Below are 17,637 nucleotides of genomic sequence, written 5' to 3'. Positions count from 1 at the left end.
CAAACGCCGCCTCACCAAGTCGTGTCTCGTCGGCTTGAGGTGATTCGGGGAGTGGTCAGACAGCGATGATCTCGACGAGTTCCTGGACTGCGTGGAAATCCTTCGGGTTTCGCGTGTAGAGGGCGGCCTCATGGGTTGCCGCGGTCGCCGCGATGACCAGGTCGAACGCGCGGGCGCGCGGCTGCCCTCCCGCAGCCGCGACCGCCGCCGCGAAGGAGCCGTATATGCGGGCCACGGCGTCAGTCACGGGCAGCGCTTCAAAGGCACGCTCGATACCTGCAAGACGGCGCAGGCGGGCGGCGCGGATCTCCGGTGACTTGGCAACGAGTACGCCGAAGTGCAACTCGGCGAGACTGATGGCGCTGATCGCGAGCTCGGCGTCGACTGGGTCGTCCAGCCCTTTGATGAGGACACTGGTGTCGAGCAGCGCCCTCATTCCTTCGGCTCCCAGGGATCGACGAGGTCTTGGTCGATGAGGTCGCGATCGGCTTCCCAGGCGTCATCGGTGCGTTGGGCCAGTACGTCTGCGATCTCCTCGTAGTGCCGCCAATGGTCCCGCTCCGGTGGTCCGAGCACAGCCGCAGGGCGGCCGGACACAGTGATCACCAAGTGCTCGCCGGCTTCGGCGCGGCGGACGAGATCACTTGCGTGCTGCCGAAGCTCACGAAGTCCGAGGGCGTCCATGGATCCAAGGTAGCACATGTGCTACACGCCTCGTCCGCGCAAAGGAATGCGACCGTCGTATTCCGGCGCAGCGGGGAGTGTACGGGGAGTTCGGGGGTTGCGACGGTGGGTTTCCGAGACCCTTTTGAGATCGGGGGTGGGGGTCGGAGACAATGGCGCGATGCAACCAGTGGTGCGGTCGGGCGAGCCGGCGCGGTCGGCGGAGGCCGGGGCGCTGGAGGTGGTTCGTGCTGCCCTGCTGGACCAGGGCAGTCTGGTGCGGGCGCTGGCGTCCGGGCGGCGCCGCGGGTTCGACCCGCCGGCGTACCTGCGGGTCGAGGTGCGGTACGTCGATCTGAAGGGCGAGCGGCACCTGCAGATCACCGAGTTCGACGAGCGGCAGGCCCACACGCGGAACGTCGCCGCGGCCGACGTGGAGAAGGCGGTCGAGGAGCTCCTCGACCTGCCGTACGGGTCGTGGCATGTCGAGACGACGGACGAGACCCTGCGGCTGCGGTACACCAAGAAGGGCAAGGAGCTGCTGCACCGGCAGGAGGACAGCCGGGAGCAGGAGACGGGGCACGACCGGGTGAAGCAGCGGGTGCTCGACCCGGCCGCGCCGTTCCTGATCGAGCTGGGTATCAGCGACCACCAGGGCCGTGTGAAGCCGTCGCGGCAGGCGAAGTACAAGCAGATCGAGGAGTTCTGCAAGCTGCTCGCTCCTGCGCTCGACGAGGCGATCGGGGCGGGCCGGATCGCGACGGACCGGCCGCTGCAGGTGGTCGACCTCGGCTGCGGGAACGCGTACCTCACGCTGGCGGCGTACCACCTGCTCTCCGCGGCCGGGCACGACGTCCGGATGACCGGGATCGACCACAACCCGGCGGCCCGGAAGCGGAACGCGCGGGTGGTCGAGGCGCTCGGCTGGCAGGATCACCTGCGGTTCGTCGACGCGACGATCCAGGCGGCCGAGCTCGACGTACGGCCGGACGTTGTGCTGGCGCTGCACGCCTGCGATACCGCGACCGACGACGCGCTCGCGCGGGCGGTCGGCTGGGAGGCTCAGCTGGTGCTCGCGGCCCCTTGTTGTCATCACGACATCCAAAAGCAGCTCAAGAGCGTCACACCACCGGCGCCTTATGCGTTGATGACGCGATATGGCATCGTTCGTGAGCGGTTTGCCGACGTCCTGACGGATTCGTTGCGGGCGGCGGTGCTCCGACAGGTCGGTTACCGGGTGGAGGTCGTGCAGTTCGTGGACAGTCAGCACACGCCGCGCAATCTGCTGCTTCGCGCTGCGCGGACCGGCGCGAAGCCGACCGCCGAGCTCCAGGCCGAGTACGAGGCCCTGGTCACCGAGTGGCAGGTCAACCCCCGCCTGGCCCAGCTCCTCCTACCGCCGGCGGGCGCCGGGGTGGGCTTGTGACGCGACTTCGGACTGCGTTCGCGCTGGTGGGGGCGACGCTCTGCACGCTGGCGGGTGTGGCACTTCCCACAACCGCCTCGGCGACGGTGGAGGCGACCCCGGCCGCTCCGAAGAAGCTGTTCACGATCAGCGACGACCGGATCAAGGAGTCGTCCGGTCTGGCGAAGAGCGTGAAGCACCCCGGCACGTACTACACCGTGAACGACTCCGGTGACACCGGCCGGGTGTTCGCGATCGACGGCACGACCGGCAAGGTTGAGGCGGTACTGCGGTTCGGCGCGAAGGTGACCGACGTCGAGGCGCTCGGCGTCGACCGGGACGGCACGATCTACATCGCGGACATCGGCGACAACAAGGCCAGCCGGGACCAGATCGAGATCTACACGATCCCGGAGCCGGCGACGCTCGAGGACGCCGACCTCAGGTACCACCAGTTCGACTTCAAGTACCCCGACGGCGCACACGACGCCGAGACGCTGCTGATCGAGCCGGGCACCAGCCAGCTGTACATCGTGACGAAGGAGCTCAAGGGCGCCGGCGGGATCTACGCCGCCCCGCCGGCCCCGAGCCGCCAAGGCACCAACGACCTCTCGAAGCTCGCGCCGGCGCCTTCCGGCATCATCACCGACGGCACGTTCATGCCGGACGGACAGCGCGTGGTGCTCCGGACGTACAGCGACGTCGCAACGGTCGCCTGGGGCGAGACCCCCAACGTGGTCGCCCGCGGCGCAGCAGTCCTCGGCCAGGGCGAGACCGTCGCGGTGGGCCCGACCGACAACACCGTCCTCGTCGGCAGCGAAGGCGCCAACTCGGCCGTCTACCAGATGACGGCTCCCGCCAAGGCAGTCACATCCACTCCGCCGTCCGCCGGCGCGACGCCGAAGCCGGCCACGACGTCCGACTCCAGCAACTCCGACTCGGGTAAGAGCCACAACCTCCGCTGGATCATCATCGGCGCCACCCTGTTCGCGCTCATCATCACGATCGTCACGTTCCCGCCCGGGCGCCGCGAACGCCGGGACCGCCAAGCCGAGAACGACCGCCTGACCGGCCAGTCCCCACCTACCGGCCACCGCCGCCCGCACGTCTGATCCACAAATCCGGAAGCTGTACGTCCGGAACCAGTCCTAGCATCAGGGCATGGAGCATGAGTTCAGCGGCGAGGTCATCGAGTGGCGCGGTCCGGCGCCGTACTACTTCGTTCCCGTCCCGGACGAGGATGTCGCCGCGCTGAAGGCGGCGGCGTCGGCGGCCGGCCACAACAGCTGGGGCATGCTGCCCATCCGTGCTCGCCTCGGAAGCACGGAGTGGAAGACGTCGCTGTGGTCGAAGGACGGTGGCTACCTGCTGCCGCTGAAGGACGGCGTACGTAAGCCCCAAGGGCTGGACGCAGGGGACACGGTCGACCTTCAGCTCACGTTCGAGGCGCCGGCTCGAAAGCCGATGCGGCGGACCACGGCGAAGCGGGTTCCTGTTCCGCGTACGCCGGGTTCACGGGAGCCGGTCACCGATGAGCAGCTCACGATCGTCCCGGCGAACGAGGCGTCGTGGGAGGACCTGCAGGCGGTCTTCGGCGCGGGCGATCCCGGACGGTGCTGGTGCCAGCGATTCCGGATGCTGCCCAAGGAGTCGTGGGATTCTGAAGGCCCCGAGGAGCTCGGCGCCCGGCTGCGCGACCAGACAGCCTGCGGCGACCGCAAGGCGCAGGAGACCAGCGGCCTGATCGCGTACCTCGACGGAGAGCCCGTCGGCTGGTGTGCCGTCGCGCCGCGCGCGGACCACCCGAGGCTGCTCCGCGACTTTCGCGTCCCGTGGCTGGGCCGCAACGAGGACAGGACCGACCCGACCGTCTGGGCCGTGACCTGCTTCGTCACCCGCGCCGGCTACCGCCGCCGAGGAATCAGCCGCGCCCTGGCCCGAGCCACCGTCCCCTTCGCCCGCGCCCGCGGAGCCCAGGCCATCGAGGGCTACCCCGACCTCGTCGACGGCGGCTCCGTCGGCACGCTCGCCATGTTCACCGCCGCCGGCTTCACCGAAGTAAGCCGCCCCGGCAACCGCCGAGTCGTCCTCCGCATCAACTTCTGAGCAAAGGAAACAACCGCCGTACCCACGTGAGGTACGGCGGCTGTTCGGTGGCTCTGGTTACTTGAGGTTCTCGACGACGTAGTCGATGGCCTGGGTCAGCTTCTCGACGTCGTCGGGGTCGACCGCGGGGAACATCGCGACGCGGAGCTGGTTGCGGCCGAGCTTGCGGTACGGCTCGGTGTCGACGATGCCGTTGGCGCGCAGTACCTTCGCGACCGCCGTCGCGTCGATCGCGTCGTCCAGGTCGATGGTGCCGACGACGAGGGAGCGGGCGTCAGGATCGGTGACGTACGGCGTGGCGTACTCCGACTTCTCTGCCCACGTGTAGAGCCGGTTGCTCGAGTCCGTCGTCCGGGCGACGCTCCACTCCAGACCGCCCTGGTTGTTGATCCAGTCGGTCTGCTCGGCCATCAGGAACAGCGTTGCCAGCGACGGCGTGTTGTAGGTCTGGTTCTTGCTCGAGTTGTCGACCGCGGTCGCGAGGTCCAGGAACGCCGGGATCCAGCGGCCGGACGCGGTGATCTCCTCGACCCGGGCAAGCGCGGCCGGGCTCATCAACGCGATCCACAGGCCGCCGTCGGACGCGAAGCCCTTCTGCGGCGCGAAGTAGTACACGTCGGCCTCGTTGATGTCGACCGGCAGACCGGCCGCACCCGAGGTCGCGTCGATCGCGACCAGCGCGCCCTCGTCGGCGCCTTCGACGCGCTTGACCGGCGCCATCACACCGGTCGAGGTCTCGTTGTGCGGCCAGGCGTACAGGTCCACGCCGGCCTCGGCCACGGCGACCGGACGGGTGCCCGGATCGGACTTGATCACCGACGGGTCGGCCAGGTGCGGTGCCTGCTGCGCGGCCTTGGCGAACTTGGACGAGAACTCGCCGAAGTTCAGGTGCTGGCTCTTCTCCCGGATCAGCGCGAACGTCGCGACGTCCCAGAAGGCCGTCGAGCCGCCGTTGCCGAGCACAACCTGGTAGCCCTCAGGCAGCTGGAAGAGGTCGGCCACGCCCTCCTGGACGCGCTTGACCAGGTTCTTGACCGGGGCCTGGCGGTGGGAGGTGCCGAGCAGCTTCGCGCCCTCGGTCGCCAGCGCGGCGACGGCTTCCGGGCGGACCTTCGACGGGCCCGAACCGAAGCGGCCGTCAGCGGGCTTGAGCTCAGCAGGAATCTGAATGTCGCTGGTCACCAGCGTCTTCCCTTCGTCGTCTGCATCTCAGAAAGCCGACGACGCTGTCAGCGCGCTCTATCCTCGCACACCCGGCCCAACCCACCGCCCCGGGGCTCACCGCGCGGACTACTCGTGCTTGCGGGTGATGGTCTGCGTGCCGGTCAGGACGGCGACCGGTCCGTCCGGCGTCTCGGTCCACTCGCCGCAGGCGCCGCCACCCTCGGCCACCTCGAGCGTGAGCTCGGTCCCGTCCATCCGGAGCGCCGGGTGGTAGTACTGCGCGACCCGCTCCGCCTCGCCCTCGATGTAGTGGCCGATCAGCGCCCGCCGGAACCGGTCCGTGGTGACGTTCGGGTTGCTCCCGTGCACCAGCGCCCCGTGGAAGAACAGCACGTCGCCTGGCTCCATCTCGACCGGTACGGCGGACCCGGTCGACGGCAGCGGCACCGTGACGTCGGTGAAGCTGACCGTGGTGTCGGCCTTCTCCGTGCACAGGATCGGCCACCGGTGCGAGCCGGGCACGACCTCGAGGCACCCGTTCGCCTCGTCGACCCGGTCGAGCGCCATCCACGCCGCGACGCACGTCCCCGGATCGGCCTTCAGATAGAAGTTGTCCTGGTGCAACGCCTGCCCGCGGGAGCCCGGCGGCTTGAAGTAGACCATCGTCTGGACGGCGTACGGCGACCGCCCGAGCAGCGTCGTCATGACCTCGTCGATCCGCGGGTCGATCATCCACTGCAGTGACGCCTCGTCCCAGCGGTGCATCTGCGCCATCCGCGGGTACCGCTTCAGCGGGTCGCGGTCGGTGGAGTTGTGCCCCGCGAAGTCGTTCGCCCGCGGACCGCGCTGCCGGACCTCCATGTAGTGGTCCCGCAACCGGTCGACCTCGTCGGTGCTGAACAGCCCACGCACCAGCGTGTAACCGGTCCGCTCGAACTCTTCCCGAAGTACGACGTCGACGTTGGATGAAACGCTCATGCACGACTCCCGCGGATGTGCTCTACGCTGCTTGTCGGAACCAATTCTCCTGCCTGGTACCGGCGCCGAACCACGGAGGATTCGCGCGAGGAGTTGAACTTTTGTTGCAGCGACTGGAGCTCGAGCTGAGGTCCGCACCGACCTTCTGGCGGTGTGAGCCGAGCTGGTCGTGGACCTCGCGCCCGCTGGCGGACCACCTGCTCTGGTGCGTGATGGACGGCCGCGGCGAGCTGGTTCTCAACGGCGAACGCCAGGACCTGCACCCCGGCATCTGTGCGGTCTTCCAGCCCGGTGATGCGCCGCGCGCCACCCACGACCCGCACCGCCGGCTGCTGGTCTTCGGCATGCACTTCCAGACCACCGGCGCAGCGCCCGACCCGCGCTGGGGCGAGGTGATGGACCGCGAGCTGCTCGGCGTCCTCGCCCGGACGAGCGACGCGTCGTACCGCAGGCAGGATGCGCTCGGCCGGCGCCAGGCGGAACTGTGCCTCGAGCAACTGATCGCGCTGATCTGGGACGCCGTCCACACCCCGGGCCGACGCGTCACCGACACCGCCGTCGACGAGATCGCGCGGCAGCTCCGGCAGGATCCCGGCCGCGACTGGACCGTGGCGGAGATGGCCTCCAAGGCCTCCCTCAGTCGTGCCCAGTTCACGAGAAGGTTCGTCGCGCAGTTCGGGATGTCACCCGCGCAGTACCTCATCCAGGCCCGGATCGACCGCGCGCACCAACTGCTCACCGAGAGCGGCATGACTGTCACCGAGACAGCCGCCGCCCTCGGCTACACCGACGTTCCGTACTTCAGCCGCCAGTACAAACAACGCACCGGCCGCACCCCGAGCCAGGACCGCTGAGGGCGCGGGGACGGGAGATACGCCCTAGGCCCAGTCAGGGTTCCAGCCCTCGATGGCGTCAGCGGGCCGGGAAGCAGGGCCGGAGTAGATCGCCGACGGCCGGATCAGCCGGCCGGTCCGCTTCTGCTCCAGGACGTGCGCACTCCAGCCGGCCGTCCGCGCACAGGTGAACATGGACGTGAACATCGGCGGCGGCACCTCCGCGAAGTCGAGGACGATCGCCGCCCAGAACTCCACGTTGGTCTCCAGCACCCGGTCCGGCCGCCGCTCGCGCAGCTCGGCCAGTGCGGCCTGCTCCAGCGCCTCCGCGACCTCGTACCGCGGGGCGTCCAGCTCACGCGCCGTACGACGAAGCACCCGGGCGCGCGGGTCCTCGGCGCGGTACACGCGGTGCCCGAAGCCCATCAGCCGCTCGCCCGCGTCCAGCAAGCCCTTCACGTAGGAGCGCGCGTCGCCGGACCGCTCCACGCCCTCGATCATCGTCAGCACCCGCGCCGGCGCACCGCCGTGCAGCGGACCGGACATCGCGCCGACCGCACCGGACAGTGCAGCAGCGACGTCCGCACCGGTCGATGCGATCACCCGCGCGGTGAACGTCGACGCGTTCATGCCGTGCTCGGCCGCGGACGTCCAGTACGCGTCGACCGCCTTCACGTGCTTGGGATCCGGCTCGCCGCGCCAGCGGATCATGAACCGCTCGGTGATCGTCGTCGCCTTGTCCACCTCGCGTTGCGGCACCATCGGGTGGCCGACGCCGCGGGCCGCCTGTGCGACGTACGACAGCGCCATGACGGCCGCCCGGGACAGGTCGTCACGCGCCTGTACGTCGTCGATGTCGTAGAGCGGCCGCAGACCCCAGGCGGGTGCGAGCATCGCCAGCGCGGACTGTACGTCGACGCGCACGTCACCGGTGTGCACCGGCAACGGGAACGGCTCGGCCGGCGGCAGGCCCGGAGTGAACGCACCGTCCACCAGCAGGCCCCACACGTTCTCGAACGGGACGCGGCCGACCAGGTCCTCGATGTCCACGCCGCGATACCGGAGCGCCGAGCCTTCTTTGTCCGGCTCGGCGATCTGCGTGTCGAAGGCGACCACGCCTTCCAGCCCGTGCTGCACCTCGGTCCTCGGATCAGACATGCGACTCCCTCGTCCTCGTGTCGGCGCTCCCGCAGCATAGTTCTCGGAACTGATGACACGACAGCTTTGTGACCGGTTCGAGGACATTGCGCCGGTGGTGGACCGCCGAGAGGTCTACTGTCGACGGCATGGCCAAGCCCCTCCCCGCCCTCGGGGTCGTGATCGGCATCATTGCGTCCTACGCAGCCATGGTCGTCGCCTCGTACGCGACCACCCGGCTGCTGATCCGCGTCCAGCTGTACAACAGCAACCTGGACCGTGTGCTGCCTTGGCTCGCGCTGCTGATCGGCGTCGCGGTCGTGCTCGGCCTGCTGATGATGGCTCCGGCCATCGGTTCCGGTGTGACCACCGGTGCCGGTCTGCTGCTGACAGTGGTCGGCGTGGCCGTGCTGGTGCTGCCGATCCGGCAGGCGCTGGACCTGGTCAAGCTGTTCCAGTTCCCGGGTTCGAAGTACGGCGGGTCGTACCTGCTGTTCGACGGATCGGTGATCCTGCTCGGCATACCGCTGTTGCTGGTCGGCCTGCGTCGCTGGGCTCTCGACGCCAAGGTGGCGAAGTTGCTGGCGGGCCCGGGGCAACTGCGGGACGGGCGTGGGTACCAGCCCGGTTACCCGCAGCAGCAGCCGCAGCAGTGGGGCGGATACCCGGGCCAACAGCAACAACCGCCGTACCCGCCGCATCAGCCACCGCAACAACCCCCGCAGTACCCGGGCCAGCAGCCGCCGCAATAACTTTCGCCGCAGAGCCGGCATCAGGCTCTACATGGGAACGCTGGTCGCCTACACCTTCGCGCACGACAGCGCCGCGCGCGCCGCGGCCGGCCGCGCCCGCGTGGAGACGTACTACGGCGGCGAGTCCGGACACCACGGGTACGCCGGTACAGCGGTCGGACTGCACCTCTGGGACAGCCGCGACAGCACCTCCTGGCACGACGCCGGCGCAAGCGTGAATCTGACTGAGGACCGACTCGAGCTGTCCACCGACTCGACCGGTGTCAGCCGGCTGTTCGAGCTGCAGCTGCCGGACGGATGCGTTTGGACCAATCGGCCGGTCGCCGCGCTCTTGTTCGCCGGCGTACCGGCCGTCGCGTCGACGCGCGGATGGACCTTCGCCGCCAGCTGCGGATGGTTCATGGACGACAGTACGCCGTACGACGGTGTGCTGGCTGTGCCCGGAGGAACACACATTGTTGCCGACGGCCACCGTCAGCAACGGACGACCAAGGCCTACGTGCTGGAAGCTACGACGGCCGCCCCGACGCAGGTCGTCGCGACGCTCTACGCAAAGGCCGAGCCGGTGGAGCTGATCAAGCGGGCGCTGAGCTGGCACAGGTACGGGGAGGGGCTGCAGCCGGCCAGCAGCCTGTTCGACACACCGCCTGACGGCTTCATCACCAGCGCACCGGTCGGTGAGGTTGCCCACGGCTACTTCTATCCGCGCGACGTACAGCAGCTCGACGAGCTCCCGTTGCCCGACAAGCTGCGTGCCTTCAGCAACCACCTGCAGACCAGGCTGATCCCTGCCGCAGGTCCCACGCAGGCCGCCCGGGCCGCGGTCACCGAGCAGATCGACCGCGTGCTGCGTGCTGCCGTCGACAGCGGTATCGAGAACGCGACCATGCTCGACTACTTCTACGCCGTCGAGCCGCTGCGCCGAGGGGCCACGCCATTCACCCCGGTCCGCAGAAACCTCGCCTCGGCCGCCGACCGCGACCTGATCGAGCCGCTCCTGACCGACGTCGAAGGCTTCGGCGATCTCAGCACCCTCTGGGCCGCCTCGGTAGCCGGCGCAAGCTCAGCCGCCGCCGAGGCAACCCTCCGCCAAGCCCTCTGCCGAGCCACCTTCAACCAACACCTCGCCAAGGCAAACCGGCCCCAGTAGGAAGCCGAGGGGCGGGTTGTTCTTTCCTTCAGTAGGCTCGACGCGTGGATCTTGCGGAGATGCGGCGTACGTACGGACTGGGGGAGCTGCTCGAGGATCAGATGGCCTCTGACCCGATCAAGCAGTTCGAGATCTGGCTGCAGCAGGCCCGGGAGGCCGGCCTGGCGGAGCCCAACGCGATGGTGCTGGCCACGGCCGACGGGAACGGGCGGCCGTCGGCGCGGACGGTCCTGCTGAAGCGCGTCGACGAACGCGGGTTCGTCTTCTACACCAACCAGCAGTCGCGCAAGGCAGACGACCTGTCCGACAACCCGCACTGCGCGCTGGTGTTCCCGTGGCACGCGATGGAGCGCCAGGTCCGCATCGAGGGCACGGTCACCAAACTCCCTACCGACGAGGTCGACGAGTACTTCGCCAGCCGGCCGCGCGAGTCACAGCTCGGCGCGTGGGCATCCCAGCAGAGCCAGTCCGTGGCGTCGCGCGAGGAGCTCGACCTGCAGTACGCGTCGTACGAGCGCCAGTGGCCGGAGGGCACCGAGATCTCCACGCCGTACTTCTGGGGCGGCTACCTGGTCGCCCCAGAAGCAGTCGAGTTCTGGCAGGGCCGAGTCGGCCGGCTGCACGACCGGCTGGCCTATCGCCGCCCCGCCAGCTCTGGCTCCTGGGACTTGGTCCGGCTCCAGCCCTGATCGGTTTCGCGGAATCCGTTGCGTTCCCACCACCGCACCAGCGGCTTCGGCGCCCACCAGTTCGCCCGACCGAGCAACCGCATCGTCGCCGGCACCAGCAGCGCCCGCACGATCGTCGCGTCCAGCGCGATCGCGATCACCAGCCCGACGCCGATCATCTTCACGAACACGATGCCCGACGTCGAGAACGCCGCCACCACGATGATCAGCAGCAACGCCGCACTGGTGATGATTCCGCCGGTCCGCTGCAGACCGTGCGCGACCGCCTCGGTGTTGTCGCCGGTCCGGTCGTACTCCTCCCGGATCCGGCTGAGCAGGAACACCTCGTAGTCCATCGACAGCCCGAACAGTACGGCGAACAGCAGCACCGGGTTCGTCGCATCGAGGAACCCGGCCGGCGTGAAGCCGAGGAACCCGGACAGATGCCCGTCCTGGAAGATCCACACCATCGCCCCGAACGCCGCCGACAACGACAACACGTTCATCAGCAACGCCTTGGCCGGTAGCACGAAGGAGCCGAAGGCAATGAACAGCAGCACGAACGTCACCACGACGATGAACCCGGCCATGTACGGCGCGCGCTCCTTCAACACGTCCAGCAGATCGATCACCGCCGCCGTCTCACCACCGACCTGGACCTGCGTACCCGTCGGCGTCGGCACCGCGCGCACCCCGTGGACGACGTCTCGTGCCGCCAGCTCCTGCCCGGTGAAATGGGTGTGCACGACAACGGACGCGACACCGTTGGCGTAACCACCGATCCGCACGTTCTCCACGTCCCGCACCTGCTGCAACTGAGAGATGTACGGCGCCAGCGCCGCCGCCGGATCGCTCGGTGCGGAATCGAATCGCACCGCCGAGTAGATGTCCGACCCGCCGGCTCCCGGGAAGTCCCGCTGCAGGGTCTCGGTCACCGTCCGCGAAGTAGCACCCGGCGGCAACGACCGATGGTCCACCCCGCCCAGCTGAGCTGACAGGAACGGAATCCCCAGAATCAGCAGCACGGGGACGAGCACCAGCACATACCGCACGGGCCGCCGCATCACGCTGTGTGCCAACCGGTACCAGGCACCATCAGAAGCGGAAGCCTTCCGTGCCTTGAAGATCCGCAGACTGTTCACTCGATGACCCAGTACGCCGAGCAGCGCCGGCAGCGCGGTCAGCGCCGCGATCATCGCGATCGCCACCGCGGCAGCACCGCCGTAGGCCATCGACTTCAGGAACATCACCGGGAACAGCACCAGACTGCTGATCGCCACGCCGACCGTCACCCCGGAGAACGCGACCGTCCGCCCGGCCGTCGCCATCGTCGCGGTCAGCGCGGTCTCGACATCGTTGCCACGAGCAAGTTCTTCGCGGAACCGGGTGACGATGAACAGGGCGTAGTCGATCGCCAGCCCGAGCCCGATCATCGTGACGATGTTGATCGAGAAGATCGACACGTCGGTGACCGCCGACAGCCCGCGCAGCAGCACGAACGAGCCGAGGATCGCGAGCGCGCCCACGAACAGCGGCAGCGAGGCCGCGACCAGACCGCCGAAGACGACCACCAGCAGCACCAGCACGATCGGCGTCGAGATCGACTCGGCCTTCACGATGTCGTGTTCGGTCTGCGTGTTCACCTCGTCGAACACCGCGACCTCGCCGCCGACCTTGGTGTCGAGCCCGGCCGGCGCCGTCCGGACCTGCGACGCGATCTTGTGGAACGTGTCCAGCCGGTCCTCCGGTGTCGCGCCGGCCAGCGTGAGCACGGCGTACGTGCTGTGCTGGTCCTTCGACACGAACACCGGCGACTTCGTGCTCCAGTACGTCGACACGCCGGTCACGTCGGCGCTCGGCAACCCGGCGAGATGGCTCTCGACGCCCTGCTTGAACGCCGGGTCGGCGACGGTCCCGGACTGGCTGCGATAGAGCACCACGACGTCGGTGCCGGTGCGGCCGATGTTCTGCTCGATCGTCGCGACCGCGTTCGCGGCCTCGGTGTCCGGTGCGTCGAAGCCGCCGTTCGCGAGCGACCCGAACACGCCGGTGCCCCAGGCCAGCCCGAGGACGACGAAGACACCGGTCAGGGCGAGCACCAGACGGCGGCGGCGGTAGGTGAAGTGGCCGAGCGTCTCGAACACGAAACTCTCCCCAGCGAGTAGATTGAGCGGCAGGAGCCTGAGTGAACAGCGTTAACTGTTAACGGTGTTCACTCTAAGGTCCTGCCCTACCGCGATGTCAAGGAGAGTTTTCGAAGTGGAGAGCCGGGACCGGCGGAGAGCGGCGACGCTGGCCGAGATCAAGGCGGCCGCGCGCCGGCTGCTGGTCAGCGGCGGGTCGTCCGCGGTCGGCCTGCGGGCGGTCGCGCGCGAGCTCGGCCTGACCCCGCCCGCGCTGTACCGGTACTTCCCGAGCCACGAGGCGCTGATCGGCGCGATGATCGCGGACCTGTACGACGAGCTGACGACCGCGCTGATGCAGTTGCAGACGACCGAAGAGGTTCCCGATCTGGGCGAGCGGCTGTACCTGCTGGCCAACGGCCTACGGAACTGGGGTCTCGCCCATCCGGCCGAGTTCACGCTGCTGTTCGGTACGGCGGTCCCGACGCCGGACGCCGACGACCACGACGAGACGCCCGGCCACCAGGCGGCGATGCGGTTCGGCGATGTCTTCAAGGAACTGGTCGCGCAGATCTGGTACTGGAAGCCGTTCCCGTACCCGCCCGACGAGCTGCTCGGGAAGGAGTTGATCGCCCAGCTCACGCAGGAGTCCGAGCACTTCCAGGGCATGCCGCCCGGCGCGATCTACCTGTCGCTGACCTATTGGACCAGGCTCTACGGCCTGATCTGCATGGAGGTCTTCGGCCAGCTGCACTGGGTGCTGCCGGATGCCGGCGCGTACTTCGAGGCCCAGCTCCGCGAGATCGGCGAAGCCCTCGGCCTGGACTGCCCGCCGGCCGACTGAAGTCAGCCGACTCAAGGCAGCCGACTGAAGGCATAAGAAAGCCTGCGGGCGCTTCCGGAGACACGACCGGGTGGCCGAACTCAGGGTCAGGCGGACTACCTGACTGCCCGCAGGCCCGGTGGCTGGCGTTGGTTTCGGCCTACCACTTGCCCACTAACTGTGGTTGGCGGTTAGCCCGCCGCCACCTCACGAGTCCGATAGCAATTCATGCGTTGGACCACCTCCCTTCGCGTGTACTCAGAACTTACTGTCAGCCGGTCAACGGTTCAACCGTTTTTCGCCCAGGGATGAACGAGAATCGGAGCCATGATCAGACTCGGGCTGCCGGTGATCGTGCTGTTGATCGGAACCGCCTGGTTCGGGTGGGCGTCGTACCGCCGGGCCGTCCAGGCAGAGCAGGCGCTGGCCGAGGTCAACGCCGAGCACCGGGCGCTGATGAACGAGGTCAGGGCGCTCGAGCGGGCGGTCGCGGCTGCCGAGCAGGGCCTGCGTACGCTCAGCTCGCATCCGTCGGTGCCGCGCGACGTCGCGGTCACCGCCGACCTGACCCTCGCCGACGTACGGCGACTGGTGGAACGCAAGGAGCTAGGCGACTGATGGCAAAACTGGGGAACGCGGCCGCCGCGATCAAGCCCAAGGGAAGTGCGAAGGTGAAGGTGATCGGCGGCCTGATCGTCGCCGTGATCGCGTTGATCATCCTGTTCAACATCTTCAACTTCGCGAACACCGACGCGAACCGGATCGGCCTGCACTACGGCGGCGGCGTGATCGAGGACAAGAAGTTCAAGTCGATCGTCCCGCCTGGCTCGACGAACAAGCTGATCGGCCCCGGCGACACGCTGTACACGTATCCGATCGACCAGCGCTCGTACATCATCGGCGGTGACGGCGCCGACACCGACGCGGCCGACGAGGTCACCGTGGTGAGCAAGGACAACGTCCGGCTCGGCGTCCGGGTGCAGGTGTACTTCACGCTGAACCGGGACAAGGACGTGATCAAGTCGTTCCACGAGCGCATCGGCCTGAAGACCGAGGCCTACGAGGAGAGCGGCTGGAACGACATGCTGCAGAGCTACTTCCGGCCGCAGATCGACCGCGCGCTGTCCGCGGTGGCGACGAACTACAACTGGGCCGAGCTCTACAACAACGAGGCGAAGAAGTCCGCGTTCCAGAGCGCGGCGGCCAAGGAGTTCACCCGGCTGCTGCCGGCCGCCGTCGGCGGTGACTACTTCTGCGGTCCGGGCTACAACGGCAGCAACGACTGCGGAGAGCTGTCGTTCACGATCCAGAAGCCGATGCCGCTGGACAAGGGCATCATCGACGGTCTCGAGGCCAAGCAGCGCGCCGAGCTGGCGAAGGCCACCCAGGAGCAGAAGAACCAGCAGGTGAACGTCGAGCTGCAGTCGGTCAAGCAGCAGGTCGCGCTGCTCGGTGCGAACGGCTACCTGCTGAAGACCGCGATCGAGTCGGGCAAGATCCAGTTCATGGTCATCCCGCAGAACGGGAACGTCAGCATCCCGGTGCCGACCACGCCGACGACCACGCCCACGACGCAGCCAGGCGGCTGAGCCGATGAATGCGCTGCCGTCCCACCTCGAGCTTGTGCAGGGTGTTGTCCTGCCGAGGCCGGTCGGCGCGCATCCGGTGCTCGACTTCGTCAACACCCGGTCCGAGTGGACCACCCGTGGCCCCGCCCGGACCGAGTGGCTGACGTCGTACGAAGCCTTCCTGATCTGGAACTCGTACGTCGGCCTGTTGTCGCCGGCCACCGTGTTCCGGCTGATCGAGCAGGCCGGCAGCAGCCAGGCCGAGGTGGCACGCCGGCTGCAGGCCACGCTGGACTTCCGCGTCGACCTGTACGACGTCCTGACCGACCAGGCCGCCGACACGACTTTCGAGGCCGCCGCCCGCGTGATCGAGAAGGCGTACGGCGGCCGGCGGCTCGTGTCGACCGATGACGGCCTGACCTGGGAGCTGCGCGAGGACCTCGCGCTCCCGCTTCACAACCTCGCGCTACTGGCCGGCGAGCTGCTCACCGGCCCGTCCCGGGAGCACGTTCGGACCTGCCCGTCCTGCGGCTGGTTGTTCCTCGACCCGCGCGGGCGTCGCCGCTGGTGCTCGATGGCGACCTGCGGCAACCGCGCCAAGGTCCGCGCCCACGCGGCCCGGGTGCGCTAGTTGAACGCTGCCGGGTCCACCGTGATCCAGGTGTGCTTCGCGCGGGCGAGCACGCGGCCGTCGGCGTCGTACAAGGTGCTCGCGGTGAACGTCTTGCGGCCGTCCTCGCCGAGGTAGCGGCCGAGCGCGACGCATTCCTCGCCGACCTGCGGGCGCGCGTCGATACATGCGGTCAGTTGGCCGAGCACCGACGGACGGCCTTCGAGGTCGATCGTCCAGCCGCCGGGGCAGTCGAGCGCCGCCCAGAGGAACAGCTCATCGATCAGTCCGCCGGTCGCCAGATCCGCCGCGGGCTTCCACGTGCACGCCGTACGTCCGTCGCCGATCGGCCCCGGCCTGAGCTGCAGACCACCCCGGTTCGACGGGCCGCAGACGAAGCAGTTCGGGAACGGATGATCCTGCAACCCGCGGTACGCCGCCTCCGCCGCCCGGGCTTCTTCCGCCGGGACCGGATCGATCGTCGCGTCGGCGAGGAAACCGCTGTCGACCGGTACCGCATTCGCGACCAGCTCGTCACCGTCAGTTAACTGAACGCCGAGGTCCTCGGCCGACAAATCGAGGTCCTTCTGCAGCGGTGGCGGCATCCGCAAGCGAACCTGCGGAACCTGTACGCCGTTGAGCCGCGCCGCCAACGTCGTTCCGACCAAGCCGGCGACGTATCCGCCGTTGCCCGATCGCTCCGGCCCCCGGAATCGTTGGTCGACCCGCACGAAAGTCATGGCTCCGGACCCTAACGCAATAACAGGTTTCACCCGGTCGTGCACGGTCTGTGGTGGAGGTGTGAGTGCCGAGAACCGTGGGAAGGAAAGGGTTTCAGAGAAATCTGAGGATTTCTCGCAACAACTGAGCTGAGCCCTCCAGTTCAAACGACCGTTTGAACTATGCTGACTGCAGGCTACTGCGCGTGAGCAGGTGGGGTGCCTGCGCGTGCGGTAGCTGGGGGGAAGGAGAACTCTGTGGAGACACCGGTCGAAACGACCCGGGAGAGACTGCTCAACGTGGCTGAGCAACGATTTGGTGAAGGGGGTTACGAGGGCACATCGCTGCGGGCCATCACGGTCGCGGCAGCCGCGAACATCGCGGCGGTCAACTATCACTTCGGTTCGAAGGAAGCGCTGCTACGGGCTGCCGTGGCGCGCGCGATGGCGCCGGTCAACACCGAGCGGCGTCGCCGGCTGGACCAGTTGGAGGCCGGCGGGCCGCCGACGCCGGAGGAGCTGATCCGGGCGTTCATCGAGCCCGGGCTGGAACTGGTACTGCGCCGGGGCGAGCGCGGTGCCGTGGTCGCGCGGTTCATCGGCCGGATCGCGTTCGATCCGAGCCGGCGGATCCGGGACTTGTACGCGGCCGAGTCGGATCCGATCGAGAGCCGGTACCTGGCCGCTCTGCAGCGGGCGTTGCCGCAGGCATCGCCGGATGCGGTCGCCTTCGGGTACATGAACATGCTCGGTCTGCTCGCCCTGCACCAATCACAGGCACTGTCCCCGACGCCGGGTGCCGCCGGCTCCGGAGGTGCTGTGAGTACGGAGGATCCCGGCAAACTCGCCGAGAACCTGGTCACGTTCCTGGTTGCGGCCTTCGACCGCGGCCTGCGGACCTGACCGCATCGTCGATGCCCCGGAAACCGTGGAATCCC

The 17,637-nt window shown here is 68.4% G+C and carries 19 protein-coding genes; 12 read left to right on the top strand and 7 right to left on the bottom strand.

Going from position 1 to position 17,637, the window contains the following annotated elements:
• Window positions 1–55: 55 nt before the first annotated feature.
• Window positions 56–436 (bottom strand): PIN domain-containing protein, encoded by a 381-nt coding sequence (locus EV645_RS07325; protein WP_130441004.1) that lies wholly within the window; start codon window positions 434–436, stop codon window positions 56–58.
• Entirely contained in the window at window positions 433–684 is a 252-nt protein-coding gene (locus EV645_RS07320) for a type II toxin-antitoxin system Phd/YefM family antitoxin (protein WP_130441002.1), read from the bottom strand. Before EV645_RS07320 ends, EV645_RS07325 begins: the two co-directional genes overlap by 4 nt.
• Before the next feature lie 160 nt (window positions 685–844).
• On the opposite strand from EV645_RS07320, the gene EV645_RS07315 reads away from it, so the two are divergent.
• From EV645_RS07315 to EV645_RS07300, 3 genes are read left to right on the top strand one after another with little or no spacing between them, the layout of a single operon-like run.
• Window positions 845–2,089 (top strand): class I SAM-dependent methyltransferase, encoded by a 1,245-nt coding sequence (locus EV645_RS07315; protein WP_130441000.1) that lies wholly within the window; start codon window positions 845–847, stop codon window positions 2,087–2,089.
• Window positions 2,086–3,180 (top strand): SdiA-regulated/phytase-like domain-containing protein, encoded by a 1,095-nt coding sequence (locus EV645_RS07310; RefSeq protein ID WP_198681504.1) that lies wholly within the window; start codon window positions 2,086–2,088, stop codon window positions 3,178–3,180. Before EV645_RS07315 ends, EV645_RS07310 begins: the two co-directional genes overlap by 4 nt.
• Window positions 3,181–3,229: 49 nt before the next feature.
• Window positions 3,230–4,174, top strand: a complete 945-nt coding sequence (locus tag EV645_RS07300; protein ID WP_198681503.1) for a GNAT family N-acetyltransferase — start codon at window positions 3,230–3,232, stop codon at window positions 4,172–4,174.
• Between the two features lie 57 nt (window positions 4,175–4,231).
• On the opposite strand, the gene serC is transcribed toward EV645_RS07300, so the two are convergent.
• Together serC and EV645_RS07290 are read right to left on the bottom strand one after the other, a co-directional pair.
• Window positions 4,232–5,356 carry a phosphoserine transaminase gene (gene serC, locus EV645_RS07295; protein ID WP_130440998.1) on the bottom strand — a complete coding sequence of 375 codons (1,125 nt, stop codon included), beginning with the start codon at window positions 5,354–5,356 and terminating at the stop codon, window positions 4,232–4,234.
• A 108-nt stretch (window positions 5,357–5,464) separates the two neighbouring features.
• The gene (locus EV645_RS07290; RefSeq protein WP_130440996.1) at window positions 5,465–6,316 is read right to left on the bottom strand and encodes a phytanoyl-CoA dioxygenase family protein; all 852 of its coding nucleotides are present in this window, start codon (window positions 6,314–6,316) and stop codon (window positions 5,465–5,467) included.
• A 101-nt stretch (window positions 6,317–6,417) separates the two neighbouring features.
• Here EV645_RS07290 and EV645_RS07285 point away from each other — a divergent pair, with 101 nt between their 5' ends.
• Window positions 6,418–7,170 (top strand): AraC family transcriptional regulator, encoded by a 753-nt coding sequence (locus EV645_RS07285; RefSeq protein ID WP_242000260.1) that lies wholly within the window; start codon window positions 6,418–6,420, stop codon window positions 7,168–7,170.
• 24 nt (window positions 7,171–7,194) lie between these two features.
• Here the strand turns inward: EV645_RS07285 and EV645_RS07280 are convergent, their stop codons facing one another.
• On the bottom strand, window positions 7,195–8,307 hold the full coding sequence (locus EV645_RS07280) for a citrate synthase 2 (RefSeq protein WP_130440992.1): 1,113 nt from the start codon (window positions 8,305–8,307) through the stop codon (window positions 7,195–7,197).
• 128 nt (window positions 8,308–8,435) lie between these two features.
• Here EV645_RS07280 and EV645_RS07275 point away from each other — a divergent pair, with 128 nt between their 5' ends.
• The 3 genes from EV645_RS07275 to pdxH are packed head-to-tail and all read left to right on the top strand — an operon-like array spanning window position 8,436 to window position 10,877.
• Window positions 8,436–9,038, top strand: coding sequence for a hypothetical protein (locus tag EV645_RS07275; protein ID WP_130440990.1), 603 nt, complete (start codon window positions 8,436–8,438; stop codon window positions 9,036–9,038).
• Between the two features lie 31 nt (window positions 9,039–9,069).
• A complete protein-coding gene (locus tag EV645_RS07270; protein WP_130440988.1) occupies window positions 9,070–10,188 on the top strand; it encodes a hypothetical protein in 1,119 nt (372 codons plus the stop codon).
• Between the two features lie 44 nt (window positions 10,189–10,232).
• The gene (gene pdxH, locus EV645_RS07265) at window positions 10,233–10,877 is read left to right on the top strand and encodes a pyridoxamine 5'-phosphate oxidase (RefSeq protein WP_242000259.1); all 645 of its coding nucleotides are present in this window, start codon (window positions 10,233–10,235) and stop codon (window positions 10,875–10,877) included.
• Here the strand turns inward: pdxH and EV645_RS07260 are convergent.
• A complete protein-coding gene (locus tag EV645_RS07260) occupies window positions 10,823–13,000 on the bottom strand; it encodes an MMPL family transporter (protein ID WP_130440986.1) in 2,178 nt (725 codons plus the stop codon). The two genes, pdxH and EV645_RS07260, sit on opposite strands and share 55 nt — an antisense overlap.
• 115 nt (window positions 13,001–13,115) lie before the next feature.
• Between EV645_RS07260 and EV645_RS07255 the strand changes: the two genes are divergently transcribed.
• The 4 genes from EV645_RS07255 to EV645_RS07240 all read left to right on the top strand — a co-directional run bounded on the left by EV645_RS07255 (window position 13,116) and on the right by EV645_RS07240 (window position 16,001).
• Complete coding sequence (locus EV645_RS07255; protein ID WP_242000258.1) at window positions 13,116–13,823, top strand: TetR/AcrR family transcriptional regulator; 708 nt, start codon at window positions 13,116–13,118, stop codon at window positions 13,821–13,823.
• A 306-nt stretch (window positions 13,824–14,129) separates the two neighbouring features.
• Window positions 14,130–14,420 (top strand): hypothetical protein, encoded by a 291-nt coding sequence (locus EV645_RS07250; protein ID WP_242000257.1) that lies wholly within the window; start codon window positions 14,130–14,132, stop codon window positions 14,418–14,420.
• Window positions 14,420–15,391: an SPFH domain-containing protein gene (locus EV645_RS07245; protein ID WP_130440979.1), complete on the top strand. Its 972-nt coding sequence runs from the start codon at window positions 14,420–14,422 to the stop codon at window positions 15,389–15,391. Before EV645_RS07250 ends, EV645_RS07245 begins: the two co-directional genes overlap by 1 nt.
• A gap of 4 nt (window positions 15,392–15,395) precedes the next feature.
• Window positions 15,396–16,001, top strand: coding sequence for a CGNR zinc finger domain-containing protein (locus EV645_RS07240; protein ID WP_130440977.1), 606 nt, complete (start codon window positions 15,396–15,398; stop codon window positions 15,999–16,001).
• Here the strand turns inward: EV645_RS07240 and EV645_RS07235 are convergent.
• Window positions 15,998–16,720 (bottom strand): hotdog family protein, encoded by a 723-nt coding sequence (locus EV645_RS07235; protein WP_130440975.1) that lies wholly within the window; start codon window positions 16,718–16,720, stop codon window positions 15,998–16,000. The two genes, EV645_RS07240 and EV645_RS07235, sit on opposite strands and share 4 nt — an antisense overlap.
• A gap of 237 nt (window positions 16,721–16,957) precedes the next feature.
• Between EV645_RS07235 and EV645_RS07230 the strand changes: the two genes are divergently transcribed.
• Window positions 16,958–17,602: a TetR/AcrR family transcriptional regulator gene (locus tag EV645_RS07230; protein WP_130440973.1), complete on the top strand. Its 645-nt coding sequence runs from the start codon at window positions 16,958–16,960 to the stop codon at window positions 17,600–17,602.
• Window positions 17,603–17,637: the final 35 nt, after the last annotated feature.

The sequence above is a fragment of the Kribbella rubisoli genome, assembly GCF_004217145.1.
Classification (GTDB): Bacteria; Actinomycetota; Actinomycetes; order Propionibacteriales; family Kribbellaceae; genus Kribbella; species Kribbella rubisoli.
This window is presented reverse-complemented; position numbering and strand designations above follow the sequence as displayed.

Bases quoted from the DNA above. Each gene is read 5' to 3' on its own strand.
- EV645_RS07245 (WP_130440979.1), top strand. From the start codon at position 14,420: ATGGCAAAACTGGGGAACGCGGCCGCCGCGATCAAGCCCAAGGGAAGT.
- EV645_RS07290 (WP_130440996.1), bottom strand. From the start codon at position 6,316: ATGAGCGTTTCATCCAACGTCGACGTCGTACTTCGGGAAGAGTTCGAG.
- EV645_RS07240 (WP_130440977.1), top strand. From the start codon at position 15,396: ATGAATGCGCTGCCGTCCCACCTCGAGCTTGTGCAGGGTGTTGTCCTG.
- EV645_RS07320 (WP_130441002.1), bottom strand. From the start codon at position 684: ATGGACGCCCTCGGACTTCGTGAGCTTCGGCAGCACGCAAGTGATCTC.
- EV645_RS07315 (WP_130441000.1), top strand. From the start codon at position 845: ATGCAACCAGTGGTGCGGTCGGGCGAGCCGGCGCGGTCGGCGGAGGCC.
- EV645_RS07280 (WP_130440992.1), bottom strand. From the start codon at position 8,307: ATGTCTGATCCGAGGACCGAGGTGCAGCACGGGCTGGAAGGCGTGGTC.
- EV645_RS07250 (WP_242000257.1), top strand. From the start codon at position 14,130: ATGATCAGACTCGGGCTGCCGGTGATCGTGCTGTTGATCGGAACCGCC.
- EV645_RS07300 (WP_198681503.1), top strand. From the start codon at position 3,230: ATGGAGCATGAGTTCAGCGGCGAGGTCATCGAGTGGCGCGGTCCGGCG.
- EV645_RS07325 (WP_130441004.1), bottom strand. From the start codon at position 436: ATGAGGGCGCTGCTCGACACCAGTGTCCTCATCAAAGGGCTGGACGAC.
- EV645_RS07270 (WP_130440988.1), top strand. From the start codon at position 9,070: ATGGGAACGCTGGTCGCCTACACCTTCGCGCACGACAGCGCCGCGCGC.
- EV645_RS07275 (WP_130440990.1), top strand. From the start codon at position 8,436: ATGGCCAAGCCCCTCCCCGCCCTCGGGGTCGTGATCGGCATCATTGCG.
- EV645_RS07235 (WP_130440975.1), bottom strand. From the start codon at position 16,720: ATGACTTTCGTGCGGGTCGACCAACGATTCCGGGGGCCGGAGCGATCG.